Genomic DNA, 15,562 nt, shown 5'->3' with positions numbered 1-15,562 from the left:
TGAGCAGGGCGTCCAGGTCATTCGTCACAGATCGATCTTGGACGCCCTGTCCGCGTTCCCAAACGCACCGTCAGCATTCGGAATGACTCGTCTAGGGTGCGGGGCATGACGTCTGTGCCGCTTCCCGCCACCGATCTCTCCGCCGACCAGGCGCGCCGGATAGCCCTGCGCGCCCAGGGCTTCCTGGGCGCTCCGGACCGCCGGGCCGGTGTCCCGGGAGTGCTGCGGCATCTCGGCGCCGTCCAGCTCGACACGATCTCGGTGCTCGCGCGTTCGCACGAACTGATCCCGTACGCGCGCCTGGGCGCGGTCGGCCGGCGCACGGTCGAGGAGGCGTACTGGTCGGGCGGCCGCACCTTCGAGTACTGGTCGCACGCGGCCTGCGTCCTGCCGGTCGAGGAGTGGCCGCACTTCGCGTTCCGCCGCCGCGCCTACCGCTCGCGCCCCCACTGGCACCACGCCCTGCCGGACAGCGCCTACGAGACGGTGATCAAGCAGCTGCGCACCGAGGGCCCGTTGACGGCTACGGAGCTGGGCGGCGCGAAGAACGGCGGGGAGTGGTGGGACTGGTCGGAGTCGAAGGTCGCCGTCGAACGCGCCCTGATGTACGGCGAGGTGGTGTGCACCGAGCGGCGCAGCTGGAAGCGGGTGTACGACCTCGCCGAGCGGGCCCTGCCCGATGCCGTGCTGCACGACGACCTGGACGACGCGGAGTGCCTGCGCCGGCTGGTCGCACTCGCGGGGCAGTCCCTGGGTGTCGGCACCCGCGCGGACATCGCTGACTACCACCGGCTCAGGGGTGAGCAGTTCGACGCGGTCGTGGCAGACTCCGGTCTGGTGCCGGTCACGGTGCAGGGATGGTCGAAGCCGGCCTGGGCGGACCCGGCGGCACTGGCCTCGGAGCCGCGCGGGCGGCATCGTACGACTCTTCTGTCACCGTTCGACTCGCTGGTCTGGGAACGGGCACGCACCGAGCGGATCTTCGGATTCGCCCACCGTCTGGAGGCATACGTCCCCAAGGCCAAGCGGATACACGGTTACTTCGCGATGCCGCTGCTGGCAGGTGGAAAGCTGCGGGGCCGCGTCGACCCGGCACGCGAGGGCAGCACCCTGGTCGCGCGGCAGGTGTCCCTGGAGAGCCGCAAGGCCGTGGCGCCGATGGCCGAGGCCCTGGTGGAGGCGGCGTCCTGGGTCGGCTGCACGGATGTCCGGCTGGAACGGGTCGACGCACCGGATCTGCGCGGGCCGCTCGCTCAGCAAATCGCCCGCGCTCTGGCGTGACCGCGCCCGCCCCTCTCTCCACCCGGTGCCGTCGCCCCGTCCAGTCCGTGCGGCCCCGTCGCAGGACTGGTCACCTGATCTCCAGGATCTTCTCCCGCATGGCATAGACCACGGCTTCCATCCTGGAGTGCAGCTGCAACTTCTCCAGAATGTTGCGGACATGGTTCTTCACGGTGTTCTCGGAAATGAACAGTTCCTTCGCGATATCGCGGTTGTTCATACCCGTTGCGACGAGTTTCAGGACCTCCAGTTCCCGATCGGTGAGCCGCGGCGCGGGCACCAGCCGGCGCTCGTCGGTCCGCTGGATCATCGACTTGAACTCGGTGAGCAGTTTGGACGCCATGGAAGGGCTGATCTGCGACTGCCCGTCGGCGACCGCGCGAATTGCCGTCGCCACCTCGTCCGTGGAGATCTCCTTGAGGAGATATCCGGTGGCGCCCGCCTTGATCGCGTCGTAGAGGTCGGCCTCCTCGTCGCTGATCGTCAGCATGATGATCTTCGCGCTGGGGGCCACCTCCTTGATCGACGTACAGGCTTCGATGCCACCGCGCTTGGGCATCCTGACGTCCATCAGCACGATGTCCGGCAGCAGATCGGCCGCCTTGTCGACCGCCTCCGCCCCGTCACCCGCCTCGCCGACGACCTGGATGTCCTCCTCCTGGGCGAGGACGATCTCCAGACCTCTGCGAAAAAGCGCGTGGTCGTCCACCACGAGGACCCGGATCGGCTCCTTGCCGGAACCGATGTCCGCGTCCGCACCGGCGGTTTCATCGGCATCATTCGCACCGCGCACGGGCCCGAAGGTGTCCGCCATCGTTCCTCCCCCTGAAGGCCACGGCCTGAAGTTCACAAATTGTCCACAACGGCAGTTCACAGAACGCCGGTTGGCTTGGGACGACATGATTTCATGCCTGGACGTCGGAACGGTGATCCCGTGGCCGCAAGCGGGTGCCCCTGGGGGCGCACAGGCGCTCCAGGGGCACCACGGGAGGTGACGTCAGCCGCCGAGCGCACCGCCCGCGCCGCCCGCCTCATCGGCGGCCAGCGGATCGGTCCTCAGGTGGATGACACCGTAGTCATAGGCATGTCGTCGGTAGACGACACTGGGTTCCTTCGTCTCGGAGTCGACGAACAGATAGAAGTCGTGCCCGACCAGCTCCATCTCGTAGAGCGCCTGATCGAGCGACATCGGTGCGGCGACGTGCGTCTTCTCACGCATCACCAGCGGGCCCTCGCCCTGAACCTCCAGCGAGCCGAACCTGGTCGTGGGCACGGACTCGGACGTCTCGCTGCCGACCAGATCTCCCTCGCCGTTGAACGACGCCGCGCCCGGCACGGTCTCGGCGACCTCGGCAGCGGGAATCCGGCCGTTGCCGCGGCGGCTGTAGCGCTTGTCGTGCTGCTTGCGCAGCCGCGCCTCCAACTTGCCGGTGGCCAGGTCCAGCGCTGCGTACGGGTCGCCGGCGGCCGCTTCCGCCCGGATGACCGGCCCCCTCGAGCGGAGCGTGATCTCCACCCGGTCGGAACGGTCGGCCTGACGGGGGTTCGGCTCCTTGGACACCTCGACGTCGAGGCTGATCACCTTGCCGTCGAACTTCTGGATCTTGTCCAGCTTCAGCTTCTCGGCCACGTGCTTGCGGAACCGCTCAGGCACCTCGGTCTTGCGGCCCTTGACGACGATGTCCACGCAGAACTCCGTTCCCGGATCGCTCCGCTCAGCGGCGGAGCATCTCCCTTTTGCACCAGGCCCCGGTCGTGACCGGAGCCGCGGACTCGGTGACTTCCACCTCCTCCTCCCCCATCGGCGGGGTCTCCACCCCACCGAATTCCCTGCTTCCGGCTACTGGTGAGTTACCTGCCCGAAACCTGGCGGTGCATTCATCGAGGTCCGGCATTCACCTTTCCTCACAACCGAACATAGCCTGCCTGGCCGGATGTCGGCACCCGCTACTCGCACGTACCTCCATTCAGGTCTTTTCACCCGCTCACTACCTGCAACGATGCAAGTTCACTGGCAGTTCCGGTTTATTTCGAAGGCCGAGGGAGAAACCGCGACAACGGCCGCCTGCGCGCTGCCAGGGGTGCCACCGTCGCCCCCGCCCGCAGCGCCGATCGCCCGAGCCGCCTCGGCCAGCGAGGCACCGGTCGTCAGAAGGTCGTCCACCAGCACCACCCGTCCGGCCGCAAGCAGCCGCTCGGCCCCGGCCACGACCTCCAGCGCCCCGGCGAGATTCGCATGCCGCTGCCGGGCCCCGAGCCCCGCCTGATCGGCCACCGGCCGCCGCTGCCGGAGCACCCCCGCCACCCGCGCCCGGATGCCACCGCGCCGCAGCTCACCCGTGGCGGCCAGCGCGATCCGGCGCGTCGGGTCATGCCCCCGCGCTGCCACGGCCCGCCGCGCCGACGGCACGGGCACGAGCAGCAGCGGGCCGACAGGGCCCACCTGTCCCGTCCCGGCCCGTACGGCCCCCGCCAGCGCCTTCCCGAGCGCCCCGGCCAGTCCCAGTGCGCCACGCTCCTTGTGGGCCAGGAGCACCGCGCGTACGGCGTTCTCGTACGCGGCGGCCGCATGCACCACCGGCAGGCCCACGGGCTCCGGAGCGGGCCTCACCCTGCGCGGCACTGGGCCGTACAACTCCGCACGGCATTCCTCGCACAGCTCCACACGCGGCCTGCCGCAGCCACCACAGGACACCGGCAGGACCAGTCCGGAGATCTCCCGCCACCATCCCCGCATGACTCCACTGTGCCCTCCCCCGAGGGACCCGGCCACCCCTGTGGAAAAGCCGGAGGGGCCTTGTGGAGTCTCAGCCCGGATAGACCAGCGCCGAGCCTTCCTTGACCACCGTCTGCCAGTTGTCACCCGGCGACAGCTTCACGATCCCGTCACTCGACGTGGCCGCCATCAGCGGCAACTGCTCGTCGTCCGCCGCCGCGACCGACGACACCTGGTTCACGCCGGGCAGAACGCCCGACGCGGGCGTCGAACCGTCCGTCTGCACATAGCGGACCTGCTGCACGCCGCCCTGCTCCTTGCCGACCACCACGAGACGGCTCCGGCCCGACCACGACATCGCGGTCACATCCGCCAGCTGCGGTGCGGCCTGCCGCAACTCCACCACCGAGACCTTCTGATCCGTTTCCGGCCCGCGCCGCTCGATCCGGCCGATTTTCAGCGTGGTGTGGTCGTCCTTGGTCACCAGGAGCGCGATCCGTACCCCGTCCGCGGACATCCGCAGTGCGTCGATGCGACCGCCGTCCAGGCTCGGCACGGTGACCTCCTGCGGCTGCCCGGTGCCGCCGGGCAGCCGCAGCAGTCTGCGGTTGCCGGGGTCCCGGTCGGCCACCCAGAGGTCGCCCCGGCCGTCCCAGCTCGGCACCGACAGACGGTCGGCCGGGCGGTGGGCCCTGCTGGTGACCAGGGCTGCCGGAAGCTCGCCGTCGGAGGTGATGGACGACACGTAGAGGGCCACCCCGTCGTGCGAGACCGCTGCCGCCGACTGCTCGTCCCTGGCCACCCCGACCGTGCCCATCCGCACCGGCCCGTTGCCGAGTGGACCTGCCACCGCCTCCGGGGTGCCACTGCCCTTGGTGCTGCCGGGAATCCGCGCCACATGCCCCTTGGCATCGACGAAGTACTGACTGTCCGGCCCGCTCGACGAACCGTCAGGAGCGAACTCCTCCGCCTGGTCCGTATCGATGACACACAGGGGAGAGCCGTCGGAGCGCTGGAGCTGGACCTGCTCGACCCGTGCGGACGTCAGGTCCCGCAGGGTGAAGAGAACCTGTGAGGCCATCATGCGGCAGGAGCGCTGTCCGACACCGTCCGCCTTCTTGTTGAGCGGCACCTTCAGTACGTTGCGGTCGTCGGGGGACAGCGAGGTGACGCCCTTCTTCAGCTCCGTGCCCGGGGGGAAGCGGGACTCGACCGCCGGCCGCAGCCAACTGGTCGGCCCCGCCAGGAGACTGCGGACCGCCTGCGTCACGGTGTCCATCCCGGTGCCGGGGTCCGTCCGGCTGCGGAGGTAGACGGGGTCGGCGACCAGCGTCGACTGCGCCGCCGTCCGCCCCGCGGCGAAGTAGTACTTGTCGACGGAACGGTAGAGGCGCTTGAAGTCGGACTGCCCCAGCAGCAGGCCGTCCGGGACGAGGTCGATGCGCCACTCCTTGCCGTCCTTGCCGTTCTCCTTCACCAGACGCAGGATCTGGCTGTAATCCGTGGGCGCGAGCGGCTGATAGGCGTTCTGTGCGTCGACCGTTGCCACCTTCTCACCGGTCAGGGTGTAGGTGATCTGTGTGACACCAGGGTCGCTGTCACGGAACGAGCGGTCGTTCCGGTTCGGCGCCTTGGTGAGCACCGTCGTGAACGCACTCGGCTTCCAGGTGCTGGCCGCCTTCCTCGTCAGGTACTTACGAGTCGTTCTGAAGTCCGAGTCATCGCTGGTCATCGACTCCAGGAAGCCGTCGACAACCTCGTTGGGGGTGGCGTTGTCACGCGGCGCCACCGCGTACACCTGCACCTGGGAGTCGCCGGGCTGTGAAGCGTCGACGGGCTTGACATCCCCGGTGCCGGGCATCGAGGCGCACGCGGACAGGAGCAGGACACCGCTTCCGAGCAGTGCGAACAGCGCCGGCACGCGCCCACGGCCGTCCCCGCGACGGTCAGTGCCCACGATTCGGTTCTCCCCGCTCCGGTTCCTTCACTCCACAATCGGCATCCCCACCCGGCCGGTGCTCGGCCTGGCGCGCCACCACCCGTGCGCCGCTCCCCGGCAGGGCGGCCGGATGGACCGAGGCCGGCGCCGTCCGGGAGACCACGGGGGCGTGTGAGGGCACGGGGAGCGCGCTCCGGTCGTTGCCGCCGGGCTGGGCCGGCACCGCCGTCAGCCGGTGCTCGTCCCCGGCCGTGGGAGCGGCCGTGGCTCGCTCCCGGTTCTCCCGGTTGCGCCGGGAGTCCTCGGGTTCCAACGGTATGGGCGATCCGCGCAGGGGTTCGTCCGCCGTGCGCGGCAGTGTCAGCCGGAACTGCGAACCGCCACCGGGCTCACCCCACGCCTGCAGCCAGCCGCCGTGCAGCCGCGCGTCCTCCACGGCGATGGACAGTCCGAGCCCGGTACCGCCGGTCGTCCGCGCGCGGGCCGGGTCCGCCCGCCAGAAACGGTTGAACACCCGTGTCGCCTCACCGGGCTTGAGCCCCACGCCGTAGTCCCGTACGGCCACGGCGACCGCGCCTCCGGCCGCCCCCATCCGCACCACCACGTCCCGGCCCTCGCCGTGCTCGACGGCGTTGACCACGAGGTTGCGCAGGACACGCTCCACCCGCCGCGCGTCGGCCTCCGCTATCACCGGCTGCTCGTCGCCGACCACCCGGATCCGGGTGCCCTTGCGCTCGGCCAGCGGCTCCGCCCCGCCGATCACCCGCCGGACGACCTGCCGCACATCTATCGGCTCGGCCTCCAGCGCCGCGGCGCCCGCGTCGAACCGGCTGATCTCCAGCAGATCGGAGAGCAGCGACTCGAACCGGTCGAGCTGGTCCCCGAGCAGCTCCGCGGAGCGCGCCGTCACGGGATCGAAGTCGCTGCGGGCCTCATGGATGACATCGGCGGCCATCCGTACGGTCGTCAGCGGTGTCCGCAGCTCGTGGGAGACGTCGGAGACGAAGCGCCGCTGCATCCGGGACAGTTCCTCCAGCTGCTGGATCTTCAGCTGCAGATTCTGCGCCATCTTGTTGAAGGCCTCGCCGAGCCGGGCGATGTCGTCCTCGCCGGTGACCTTCATCCGTTCCTGGAGCCTGCCCGCGGAGAGCCGTTCGGCGATGCCCGCCGCCATGCGCACGGGCGTGACGACCTGCCGCACCACGAACCAGGCAATGGCCCCGAGCAGCACGACCACGAACAGTCCCGCGGTCGCCAGCGTGGTCTTGATCAGCGTCAGCGACTTCTCCTCCTGCGTCAGCGGAAAGAGGTAGTAGAGCTGGTACGGATTGTGGTCGATGTCGTAGAGCCGCTTGCCCACGACCAGCCCCGGCTGCTGCTCCTGCCCGTTCGCGTACTGGATCATGGAGTACGTCTGGTACGCCCCCGGGCCCTTGTTCACGGAGTCCCGCAGCCTCTGCGGAATGCTCGCCGCCTCCACACTGCCCGAACCGCGCGGCGCACGGGTGCCCTCGTCGGCGCTGAGCGCCACCACGTTGAAGGCGTTCTTGCCGCCGCTGGCGAGCTGGTCGACGAGCTCGGTGCGCCAGGAGTTGTTGGCCGTGGTGCCGTCCGACGCGTCGCCGCCCTGCCCGCCGGGGGTGAGGGGGGCGTTCGCCTTCTCCTGGGCCGCCGCGAAACCGCCTGCGGCCTGGGTCTGGGCAGCCTTGCCCTTCGCTTCGAGCAGTCCGTTGCGCACCTGCCCGATCACGACCAGTCCGAGGAGCAGCACCACACCGAGCGACATGAGCAGCGTGCCCGCCACGACCCGCAGCTGGATGTTGCGTCGCCACAGCCGCAGGGCGGGCAGCAGCGGACGCCGCACCCAGCGCAACAGCAGACGCGGAAAGGGGCCACCGGGCGCCCGGTCGTGGAAGAACCGGCCACCCTGCAGAAGGCGCCCGGCCTGAGACGCCCTGTGTCCTGGACCAGCAGCCCGCTCCGCACGGGCTCCCGGCTCCCCGGGCTGCGGAGCAGCGCTACTCAGGGGCATCTCAGCTCGGTCCGGCCTTGTAACCGACCCCGCGGACGGTCACCACGATCTCAGGCCGCTCCGGGTCCTTCTCGACCTTGGAACGCAGCCGCTGAACGTGCACATTCACCAGCCGGGTGTCAGCGGCGTGGCGGTATCCCCACACCTGCTCCAGCAGTACCTCACGAGTGAAGACCTGCCACGGCTTACGGGCGAGCGCGACCAGCAGGTCGAACTCCAGCGGGGTGAGGGCGATCGACTGCCCGTCCCGCTTCACCGAGTGACCGGCCACATCGATGACCAGATCCCCGATGGCCAGCTGTTCCGGCGCCGGCTCCTCGGATCTCCGCAGACGTGCCCTGATCCGGGCAACCAACTCCTTAGGCTTGAACGGCTTGACAATGTAGTCGTCGGCCCCGGACTCCAGGCCCACCACCACGTCAACCGTGTCGCTCTTGGCAGTGAGCATGACGATCGGTACACCCGACTCGGCCCTGATCAGCCTGCAGACCTCGATGCCGTCCCTTCCGGGCAGCATCAGATCCAGCAGGACCAGGTCCGGTTTGGCCTCACGAAAAGCGGCAAGTGCCTTGTCGCCGTCCGCTACGAACGACGGCTCGAACCCTTCACCACGCAGCACAATCCCGAGCATCTCGGCCAGTGCGGTGTCGTCGTCGACGACAAGGACGCGTCCCTTCATAATCGACATCATCCCATTAGCTAATCGTTACCTGCGATGATCTGGCACACAGCTCTGCCAGTCCGGCCCCTGTGACCGGGGAAACCATGCCCTCCTCCGTGACGATCGCCGTGACCAGCTCCGGCGGTGTGACGTCGAATGCGGGGTTGTAGGCAGGGGTTCCGACCGGCGCCAAGAGCAATCCACCGGCGTCTCCGCCCCTCACCCCGGCCCGCACCGATGTGAGCTCCGTCACTTCACGCTCCGGCCGCTGCTCCACAGTGATCGATGCCCCGTCCGCGGTGTTCAGATCCACGGTCGTGGTCGGCGCCACCACGATGAACGGTACGTGGTGGTACTTCGCGAGCACCGCCAGCGGATAACTCCCCACCTTGTTCGCCACCGATCCGTCCGCGGCGATACGGTCCGCCCCGATGAGCACGGCGTCCACCTCCCCCGCGGCGAACAGCGAACCTGCGGCGTTGTCCGTGAGCAAGCAGTACGGCATGCCGTTGCACGCCGCCTCGTACGCGGTCAGCCTGGCCCCCTGCAGCAGCGGGCGTGTCTCGTCCACCCACAGCCGGCGCAGCCTCCCTTCCCGGTGTGCCCCGAGCGCCACGGCGAAGGCAGTGCCCTCGCCACCGGAGACGAGCGCCCCCGTATTGCAGTGCGTCAGCAACTGATGCCCGCCACCGGGCAGCAGTTCGTCAAGCAGGGCAAGCCCGTACCGTGCCATCCGCTCGCTGGCCTCGGCGTCCTCCCGGTGCAGCGCCCTGGCCTCGGCCAGCGCCACCTCGGCGGCCCGCCTCGGCTCCGCCCCCTTCTCGACGGCCGCCCGGTACGCCCCGGCAGCCCGCCGCACCCCGTAACCGAGATTCACCGCGGTGGGCCGCGCCCGCTCCAGCAGCCCCGCGGCCTCCGCCACGTCGTCTCCCCGTGCGGCCGCGAGAGCCACTCCGTAGGCCCCCGCGATGCCCAGGAGAGGAGCCCCGCGTACTGCCAGCGTCCGGATCGCCCGCACCAGCGCGGGAACATCGGCACACACCAGCTCGGCCTCCTCGGCTGGCAGCCGCGTCTGGTCGAGAAGCACCAGCACAGGGCCTTCCGGAAGCTCGCCCCAGCGAAGTACGGGAAGCGCGGGAGGCTCGATGCCCACCTGCGATTGCGCGTCCTGATCAGCCATCCGCCCAGTCTGCCCGGTGAGCCGCCCACAAATGAAGGGACGAAGGAGAGGGAACGCCCGGCCCGTCGCGGAGCATCGCGTGGCACGATGGCTGGCAACCTGCCGTCCCGATGCGCGGACAGGACCGTGAAGGAGCGACAATGAACGACACTCCGGGCTGGGCCTCGCCCGGATCTGCCCCCTCCGACGGCCAGGAGGCGGGCGTCCCCCGGCCTTCCGAACCCGTCGACGGCAGCGGCCCTGCAGGGAACTGGTCTCCCACACAGCCGCCCGCGGGGCAGTGGTCCGCACCCGGCGCTCCGGGGGCGGGCCCCAGTGCGCCTCCCGCCGCCCCGGGCTGGGGCGGAGGACCTCAGGGCCCCGGCTGGGGCAGCGGGCCGCACAGCGCGGGCTGGGGCGGACCGCCCGCTGCGGCCAAGCCCGGCGTCATCCCGCTGCGGCCACTCGGCGTCGGAGAGATCCTCGACGGCGCTGTCTCCACGATGCGCGCCCACTGGCGTACGGTCCTCGGCATCACACTGACCGTTGCCGTGATCGCCCAGATCGCGACCATTCTCGTACAGCGCTACCTGCTGCCGGTACCGGCGGCGATCGATCCGAACGCCACCGGCTCGGAGGAACTCAGGCAGGCCGCCGAATCGGCTCGGTCGGCACTGATCAGCAGCGTGCCGTCCCTGTTCATCACCTTGATCGCCACGCTCATCACGACATCCGTACTGACCGTGGTGATCAGCCGTTCGGTGCTGGGCCGTCCGGTGACGCTCTCCGACGCATGGACCGAGGCCCGGCCCCGGCTTGCCCAGTTGCTGGGGCTCACACTGCTGCTGACCCTGATCGGCGCCGCCGTCATGACGGTCGGCCTGCTGCCGGGCATGCTCATCGGCTCCGCCGCGGGCGCCGGACTCGTCGTCATCGGCTTCCTGGCCGCATCCGTCGTCGTCATCTGGTTGATGGTCCGTTTCTGTCTCGCCTCGCCGGCGCTGATGCTGGAGCGGCAATCGATCACGACCTCCATGCGCCGTTCCGCGAAGCTGGTCAGCGGCGCCTGGTGGCGGACCTTCGGCGTCCTGGCTCTGACCTGGCTGCTGACTCTCATCGTGTCCGTGATCATCGCCATCCCGTTCGGCGTCATCGCGATGACCGTGGACAGCGGCGGTATCGGCTCCGTCCTCACCGACGGCTCCACGAACTTCGGCTGGCCGTTCCTGATCGTCTCGGGCATCGGGCAGGTCATCACCGCGACGATCACCTACCCGCTCTCCGCCGGTGTGATGGCCCTGCTCTACGTCGATCAGCGCATCCGCCGCGAGGCACTCGATCTCGATCTCGCCCGGGCAGCGGGCCTGCCCGGATACAACACTCGGAGCTGATGCCGTGTCGGGGGCGGGGGGCACGACGGCAGCGCAGCTACTGATCCGGGCGAGCGACGACATACCGGTGGACACTCCGCGTGTCCCCGCCCGCGAGGCGGCGGAGCACGAGTTGTCCAAGCCGATGTACCACGAGAACGATCCCAGCCTCCTCCGGCGCGGTCTCGACCGGCTCTGGGACTGGATCGGCGATCTGCTGGACACGGCCTCCGGCGCCGCACCGGGCGGCCCACTCGGACTTGTCGTGCTCGTACTGGTCGTCATCGGCCTGGCCGCCGCGCTCTGGTGGCGGCTGGGCACTCCGCGACGCACCGTGCGTTCCGCCCACGCCCTCCTTTTCGACGATGGTCCCCGCAGCGCGGCCGAACACCGGGCGGCCGCCGAGGCCCATGCCTCCGCCCACCGCTGGAACGAGGCGGTCCAGGAGCGCATGCGCGCCATCGTCCGCTCCCTCGAGGAGCGTGCCCTGCTCGCTCCCCGCCCCGGGCGCACTGCGGACGAGGCCGCCGCCGAAGCGGGCCGCCCACTCCCCGCACACGCCACGCGACTCCATGCCGCCGCCAGAGAATTCGACGACGTCACGTACGGCGACCGCACCGCGGACCAACAGGCGTACCTGGCCGTCCGGGCTCTGGACCTCGACCTCGAGACCGCCAAGCCTCTCCTGACACCCGCGGCCCAGGGAGCAGCCGAATGACCGAGGCCACCGCCTCCCCCACCACCTCGGCGTCCCTCACCCCGCACCAGATCTGGACCCGTACCCGCGGTCCGCTCCTCGCCCTCCTCGTGCTCGTCGCGGCCGGGGTCGCGCTGGCAACCGTGCGCTCCGGCGACCAGCACGGCCGTCTCGACCCCCGTTCCGCCGACCGCTACGGCAGCCGGGCCGTCGCCGAACTCCTCAAGGGCCGCGGCGTCTCCGTCCAGGTGGTCACCACTCTCGACGAGGCCGTGGCCCAGGTCGGCCCCGAGACCACGCTGCTCGTCACCTCCCCCGATCTGTTGACCCCGCACCAGCAAAACGGCCTCCGCGCAGCGACCGACGACTCGGCCGGCCGCACCGTTCTTCTCGCGGCAGGCCCGACATCCGTGGGCAGCCTGGTCCCCGGCGTCCACGCGAGGCCCGCAGGACCGGTGGCCACCCGCGCCGCTCAGTGCTCCCTGCCTGCCGCCCGCAACGCCGGCGACGCCGAAACGGGAGGCTTTCACTACGCCTCGAACGGCCTCGACACCATCGCGTGCTTTCCGAGTGACGGCCTCCCCACCCTGCTCCTGGTCGAACAGGGAGCGGGTGACACCGTCCTCCTCGGTGCCCCCGACCTCCTCTACAACGACCGGCTCGCCAACCAGGGCAATGCCTCCCTGGCGCTCCAACTCCTCGGTTCCCGCCCCCATCTGGTCTGGTACCTCCCCTCGCTCACTGACACTTCTGCCGCTGCTGAGAACGGTGGAAACGGCGACGACGGCGCCCGCGACAACCGCAGCTTCGCCGACCTGATCCCCCGAGGCTGGCTGTGGGGCACCCTGCAACTCGCGCTCGCCGCGGTACTCGCCGCCGTCTGGCGCGCCCGTCGCCTGGGCCCCCTGGTGACCGAACGGCTGCCCGTGGCCATCCGTGCCTCCGAATCCACCGAGGGACGGGCTCGCCTCTACCGCAGGGCGAACGCCCGCGACCGGGCCGCCGACTCGCTCCGTTCCGCCACCCGCACCCGCATCGCCCCGCTCATCGGCGTCCCCCCACGCGATGCACATTCCCCCGCCACCCTCATCCCTGCCCTTTCCGCCCGCCTCACCACCACCGCCATCGATCTCCCCACCGTGCTCTTCGGACCCGCCCCGCCCGACGATGCCGCTCTTGTACTTCTGGCAGATCAACTCGACACCCTCGAAAGAGAGGTACGCACGTCATGAGCGCCCCGCCCCCAGTGCCCGCCGGGAGTACCGAGACTCTCGGAAACGGCGACACAGCCCGCGCGTCCCTGGAAGCGCTGCGCTCCGAAATCGCCAAGGCCGTAGTCGGTCAGGACCCGGCAGTCACCGGACTCGTCGTCGCCCTGCTCTGCCGGGGGCACGTCCTTCTCGAGGGCGTCCCCGGCGTGGCCAAGACCCTCCTGGTCCGGGCTCTCGCCGCCTCACTCGAACTCGACACCAAGCGCGTGCAGTTCACCCCCGACCTGATGCCGAGCGACGTCACCGGCTCACTGGTCTACGACGCCCGCACAGCGGAGTTCTCCTTCCAGCCCGGACCCGTCTTCACCAACCTGCTGCTCGCCGACGAGATCAACCGCACTCCTCCCAAGACACAGTCCTCGCTCCTCGAAGCGATGGAGGAGCGCCAGGTCACCGTCGACGGAACCCCTCGGCCCCTGCCCGACCCCTTCCTCGTGGCCGCCACGCAGAATCCCGTCGAGTACGAAGGCACCTATCCCCTTCCCGAGGCCCAACTGGACCGCTTTCTCCTCAAACTGACGGTGCCCTTGCCTTCCCGCGACGAGGAGATCAACGTCCTCACTCGTCATGCCGACGGCTTCAATCCGCGCGACCTCACGTCGGCAGGCATACGCCCCGTCGCAGGCCCTGCCGACCTGGAAGCCGCCCGCAACGCAGTCGCCCGGACCAAGGTCTCCCCGGAGATCGCCGGCTATGTCGTCGATATCTGTCGTGCCACGCGTGAATCCCCCTCGCTCTCCCTCGGTGTCTCTCCCCGAGGCGCTACCGCTTTGCTGTCGACCGCCCGTTCCTGGGCCTGGCTCACCGGCCGCGACTACGTCATTCCGGATGACGTGAAAGCCCTGGCACTCCCCACGCTTCGCCATCGCATCCGGCTAAGGCCCGAGGCGGAGATGGAGGGGGTCACCCCCGACTCCGTCATCACCGCGGTCCTCGCTCACGTCCCCGTACCCCGATGAGGCAGTGACCGTGGCCCTTACCGGACGTACTGCCTTGCTGGCCGCCCTGGGATCACTCCCTGTAGGCATCCTGGCCCCGAGCTGGACTGGCCTGCTCGCGGTCAACGCACCGCTCTCTCTAGCAATTCTGTGCGACTACGCCCTGGCTGCACCAGTGCGAACGCTTCGGTTCACCCGATCCGGTGACACAACCGTTCGACTTGGCGAGACCGCCGACGTACAACTCACCGTAACCAACCCTTCCCGTCGGCGCCTACGGGCACACCTCCGCGACGCCTGGCCGCCCAGCAGCTGGCCCACTGGCACCGAGCAGGCCGCGTCTCGTCACACATTGACGATTCCGGCGGGGGAACGTCGCCGATTGACCACCACGCTGCGGCCGACACGGCGCGGTGATCGCAGAGCCGAACGCGTCACCGTCCGCTCGTTCGGACCTCTGGGGCTTGCGGCCCGCCAAGGGAATCACCAGGTCCCGTGGACGGTACGCGTCCTGCCGCCCTTCACCAGCCGCAAGCATCTGCCGTCCCGCCTCGCCAGGCTCCGGGAGCTCGACGGCCGCACCAGTGTCCTCACTCGTGGAAGGGGCACGGAGTTCGACAGCCTTCGCGAGTACGTTCCCGGTGATGACACGCGCTCCATCGACTGGCGGGCCACAGCACGCCAGACCGCCGTAGCGGTGCGAACGTGGCGCCCCGAGCGGGACCGTCACATCCTCATCGTCCTGGACACAGGTCGCACCTCGGCAGGGCGTGTCGGCGACGTGCCCCGTCTCGACGCCGCTCTGGACGCAGCCCTGCTCCTCACCGCGCTGGCCACTCGTGCGGGCGACCGTGTGGATCTGCTCGCATATGACCGCCGGATCCGCGCTCAGGTCCAGGGCAAGCCCGCAGGAGACGTTCTGTCCGCGATGGTGAATGCGCTGGCACAGGTCGAACCGGCACTCGTGGAGACGGATGCCCGAGGTCTCAGCGCTGCCGTACTGGCCGGCGCACCTCGCCGCTCTCTGATCGTGCTCCTCACCGGTCTGGACGCAGCCCCCGTAGAAGAGGGCCTGCTGCCTGTCCTCCGCCAACTGACCCAGCGCCATACGGTGCTGGTGGCCTCAGTGGCCGATCCTCACATCGAACGGATGACAGGAGCCCGGGGCACCGTGGACGCGGTCTACGAGGCAGCGGCCGGCGCACAGGCCCGAACGTCGCGGCTCCGCACCGCAGAGCAGCTCCAGCGTCATGGCGCGGCCGTCGTCGATGCCACCCCGGACAACCTCGCTCCTGCTCTCGCCGACGCCTACCTGGCTCTCAAGGGGGCGGGGCGTCTCTGACCTCACTCCGGCACATCAAAAGGCCGGCGAGAAAGGGGCTGTCCAACCGATCCCTGAACGTAGAAAAGCCCCGTGCCACAAGGGCACGGGGCTCTCCAACAAAAGGAGTTCGGCGGCGTCCTACTCTCCCACAGGGTCCCCCCTGCAGTACCATCG

13 protein-coding genes are annotated in these 15,562 nt (G+C 69.7%); 6 read left to right on the top strand and 7 right to left on the bottom strand.

Annotation, left to right across the window (positions count from 1 at the left end):
• The first annotated feature begins 105 nt into the window (after positions 1 to 105).
• A complete protein-coding gene (locus tag ACF08M_RS40105; RefSeq protein WP_392190246.1) occupies positions 106 to 1,281 on the top strand; it encodes a winged helix-turn-helix domain-containing protein in 1,176 nt (391 codons plus the stop codon).
• Positions 1,282 to 1,351: 70 nt separating this feature from the next.
• On the opposite strand, the gene ACF08M_RS40100 is transcribed toward ACF08M_RS40105, so the two are convergent.
• The 7 genes from ACF08M_RS40100 to mtnA all read right to left on the bottom strand — a co-directional run bounded on the left by ACF08M_RS40100 (position 1,352) and on the right by mtnA (position 9,809).
• Positions 1,352 to 2,095: a response regulator gene (locus ACF08M_RS40100; protein ID WP_392190245.1), complete on the bottom strand. Its 744-nt coding sequence runs from the start codon at positions 2,093 to 2,095 to the stop codon at positions 1,352 to 1,354.
• A gap of 183 nt (positions 2,096 to 2,278) precedes the next feature.
• Positions 2,279 to 2,968, bottom strand: coding sequence for a ribosome hibernation-promoting factor, HPF/YfiA family (hpf, locus tag ACF08M_RS40095; protein ID WP_392190244.1), 690 nt, complete (start codon positions 2,966 to 2,968; stop codon positions 2,279 to 2,281).
• A 321-nt stretch (positions 2,969 to 3,289) separates the two neighbouring features.
• Positions 3,290 to 4,018: a ComF family protein gene (locus tag ACF08M_RS40090; protein WP_392190243.1), complete on the bottom strand. Its 729-nt coding sequence runs from the start codon at positions 4,016 to 4,018 to the stop codon at positions 3,290 to 3,292.
• A 70-nt stretch (positions 4,019 to 4,088) separates the two neighbouring features.
• A complete protein-coding gene (locus ACF08M_RS40085; protein ID WP_392190242.1) occupies positions 4,089 to 5,954 on the bottom strand; it encodes an LpqB family beta-propeller domain-containing protein in 1,866 nt (621 codons plus the stop codon).
• On the bottom strand, positions 5,944 to 7,968 hold the full coding sequence (gene mtrB, locus ACF08M_RS40080) for an MtrAB system histidine kinase MtrB (protein WP_392190241.1): 2,025 nt from the start codon (positions 7,966 to 7,968) through the stop codon (positions 5,944 to 5,946). The genes ACF08M_RS40085 and mtrB overlap by 11 nt, the downstream gene beginning before the upstream one ends.
• 1 nt (position 7,969) lies before the next feature.
• Complete coding sequence (gene mtrA / locus ACF08M_RS40075; protein ID WP_205375139.1) at positions 7,970 to 8,659, bottom strand: MtrAB system response regulator MtrA; 690 nt, start codon at positions 8,657 to 8,659, stop codon at positions 7,970 to 7,972.
• A gap of 4 nt (positions 8,660 to 8,663) precedes the next feature.
• A complete protein-coding gene (gene mtnA / locus ACF08M_RS40070; RefSeq protein WP_392190240.1) occupies positions 8,664 to 9,809 on the bottom strand; it encodes an S-methyl-5-thioribose-1-phosphate isomerase in 1,146 nt (381 codons plus the stop codon).
• 140 nt (positions 9,810 to 9,949) lie between these two features.
• On the opposite strand from mtnA, the gene ACF08M_RS40065 reads away from it, so the two are divergent.
• The 5 genes from ACF08M_RS40065 to ACF08M_RS40045 are packed head-to-tail and all read left to right on the top strand — an operon-like array spanning position 9,950 to position 15,406.
• Complete coding sequence (locus tag ACF08M_RS40065) at positions 9,950 to 11,179, top strand: hypothetical protein (RefSeq protein ID WP_392190239.1); 1,230 nt, start codon at positions 9,950 to 9,952, stop codon at positions 11,177 to 11,179.
• Positions 11,180 to 11,183: 4 nt separating this feature from the next.
• Positions 11,184 to 11,876, top strand: a complete 693-nt coding sequence (locus tag ACF08M_RS40060) for a DUF4129 domain-containing protein (RefSeq protein ID WP_392190238.1) — start codon at positions 11,184 to 11,186, stop codon at positions 11,874 to 11,876.
• Complete coding sequence (locus tag ACF08M_RS40055) at positions 11,873 to 13,087, top strand: DUF4350 domain-containing protein (RefSeq protein WP_392190237.1); 1,215 nt, start codon at positions 11,873 to 11,875, stop codon at positions 13,085 to 13,087. Before ACF08M_RS40060 ends, ACF08M_RS40055 begins: the two co-directional genes overlap by 4 nt.
• A complete protein-coding gene (locus tag ACF08M_RS40050) occupies positions 13,084 to 14,085 on the top strand; it encodes an AAA family ATPase (protein WP_392190236.1) in 1,002 nt (333 codons plus the stop codon). Before ACF08M_RS40055 ends, ACF08M_RS40050 begins: the two co-directional genes overlap by 4 nt.
• 10 nt (positions 14,086 to 14,095) lie before the next feature.
• Positions 14,096 to 15,406, top strand: a complete 1,311-nt coding sequence (locus tag ACF08M_RS40045) for a DUF58 domain-containing protein (protein ID WP_392190247.1) — start codon at positions 14,096 to 14,098, stop codon at positions 15,404 to 15,406.
• Positions 15,407 to 15,562: the final 156 nt, after the last annotated feature.

Source organism: Streptomyces sp. NPDC015032, from assembly GCF_043080425.1.
GTDB lineage: Bacteria > Actinomycetota > Actinomycetes > Streptomycetales > Streptomycetaceae > Streptomyces.
Note: the sequence above shows the minus strand (reverse complement) of the source record. Positions and strands in the feature narration are given on the sequence as shown.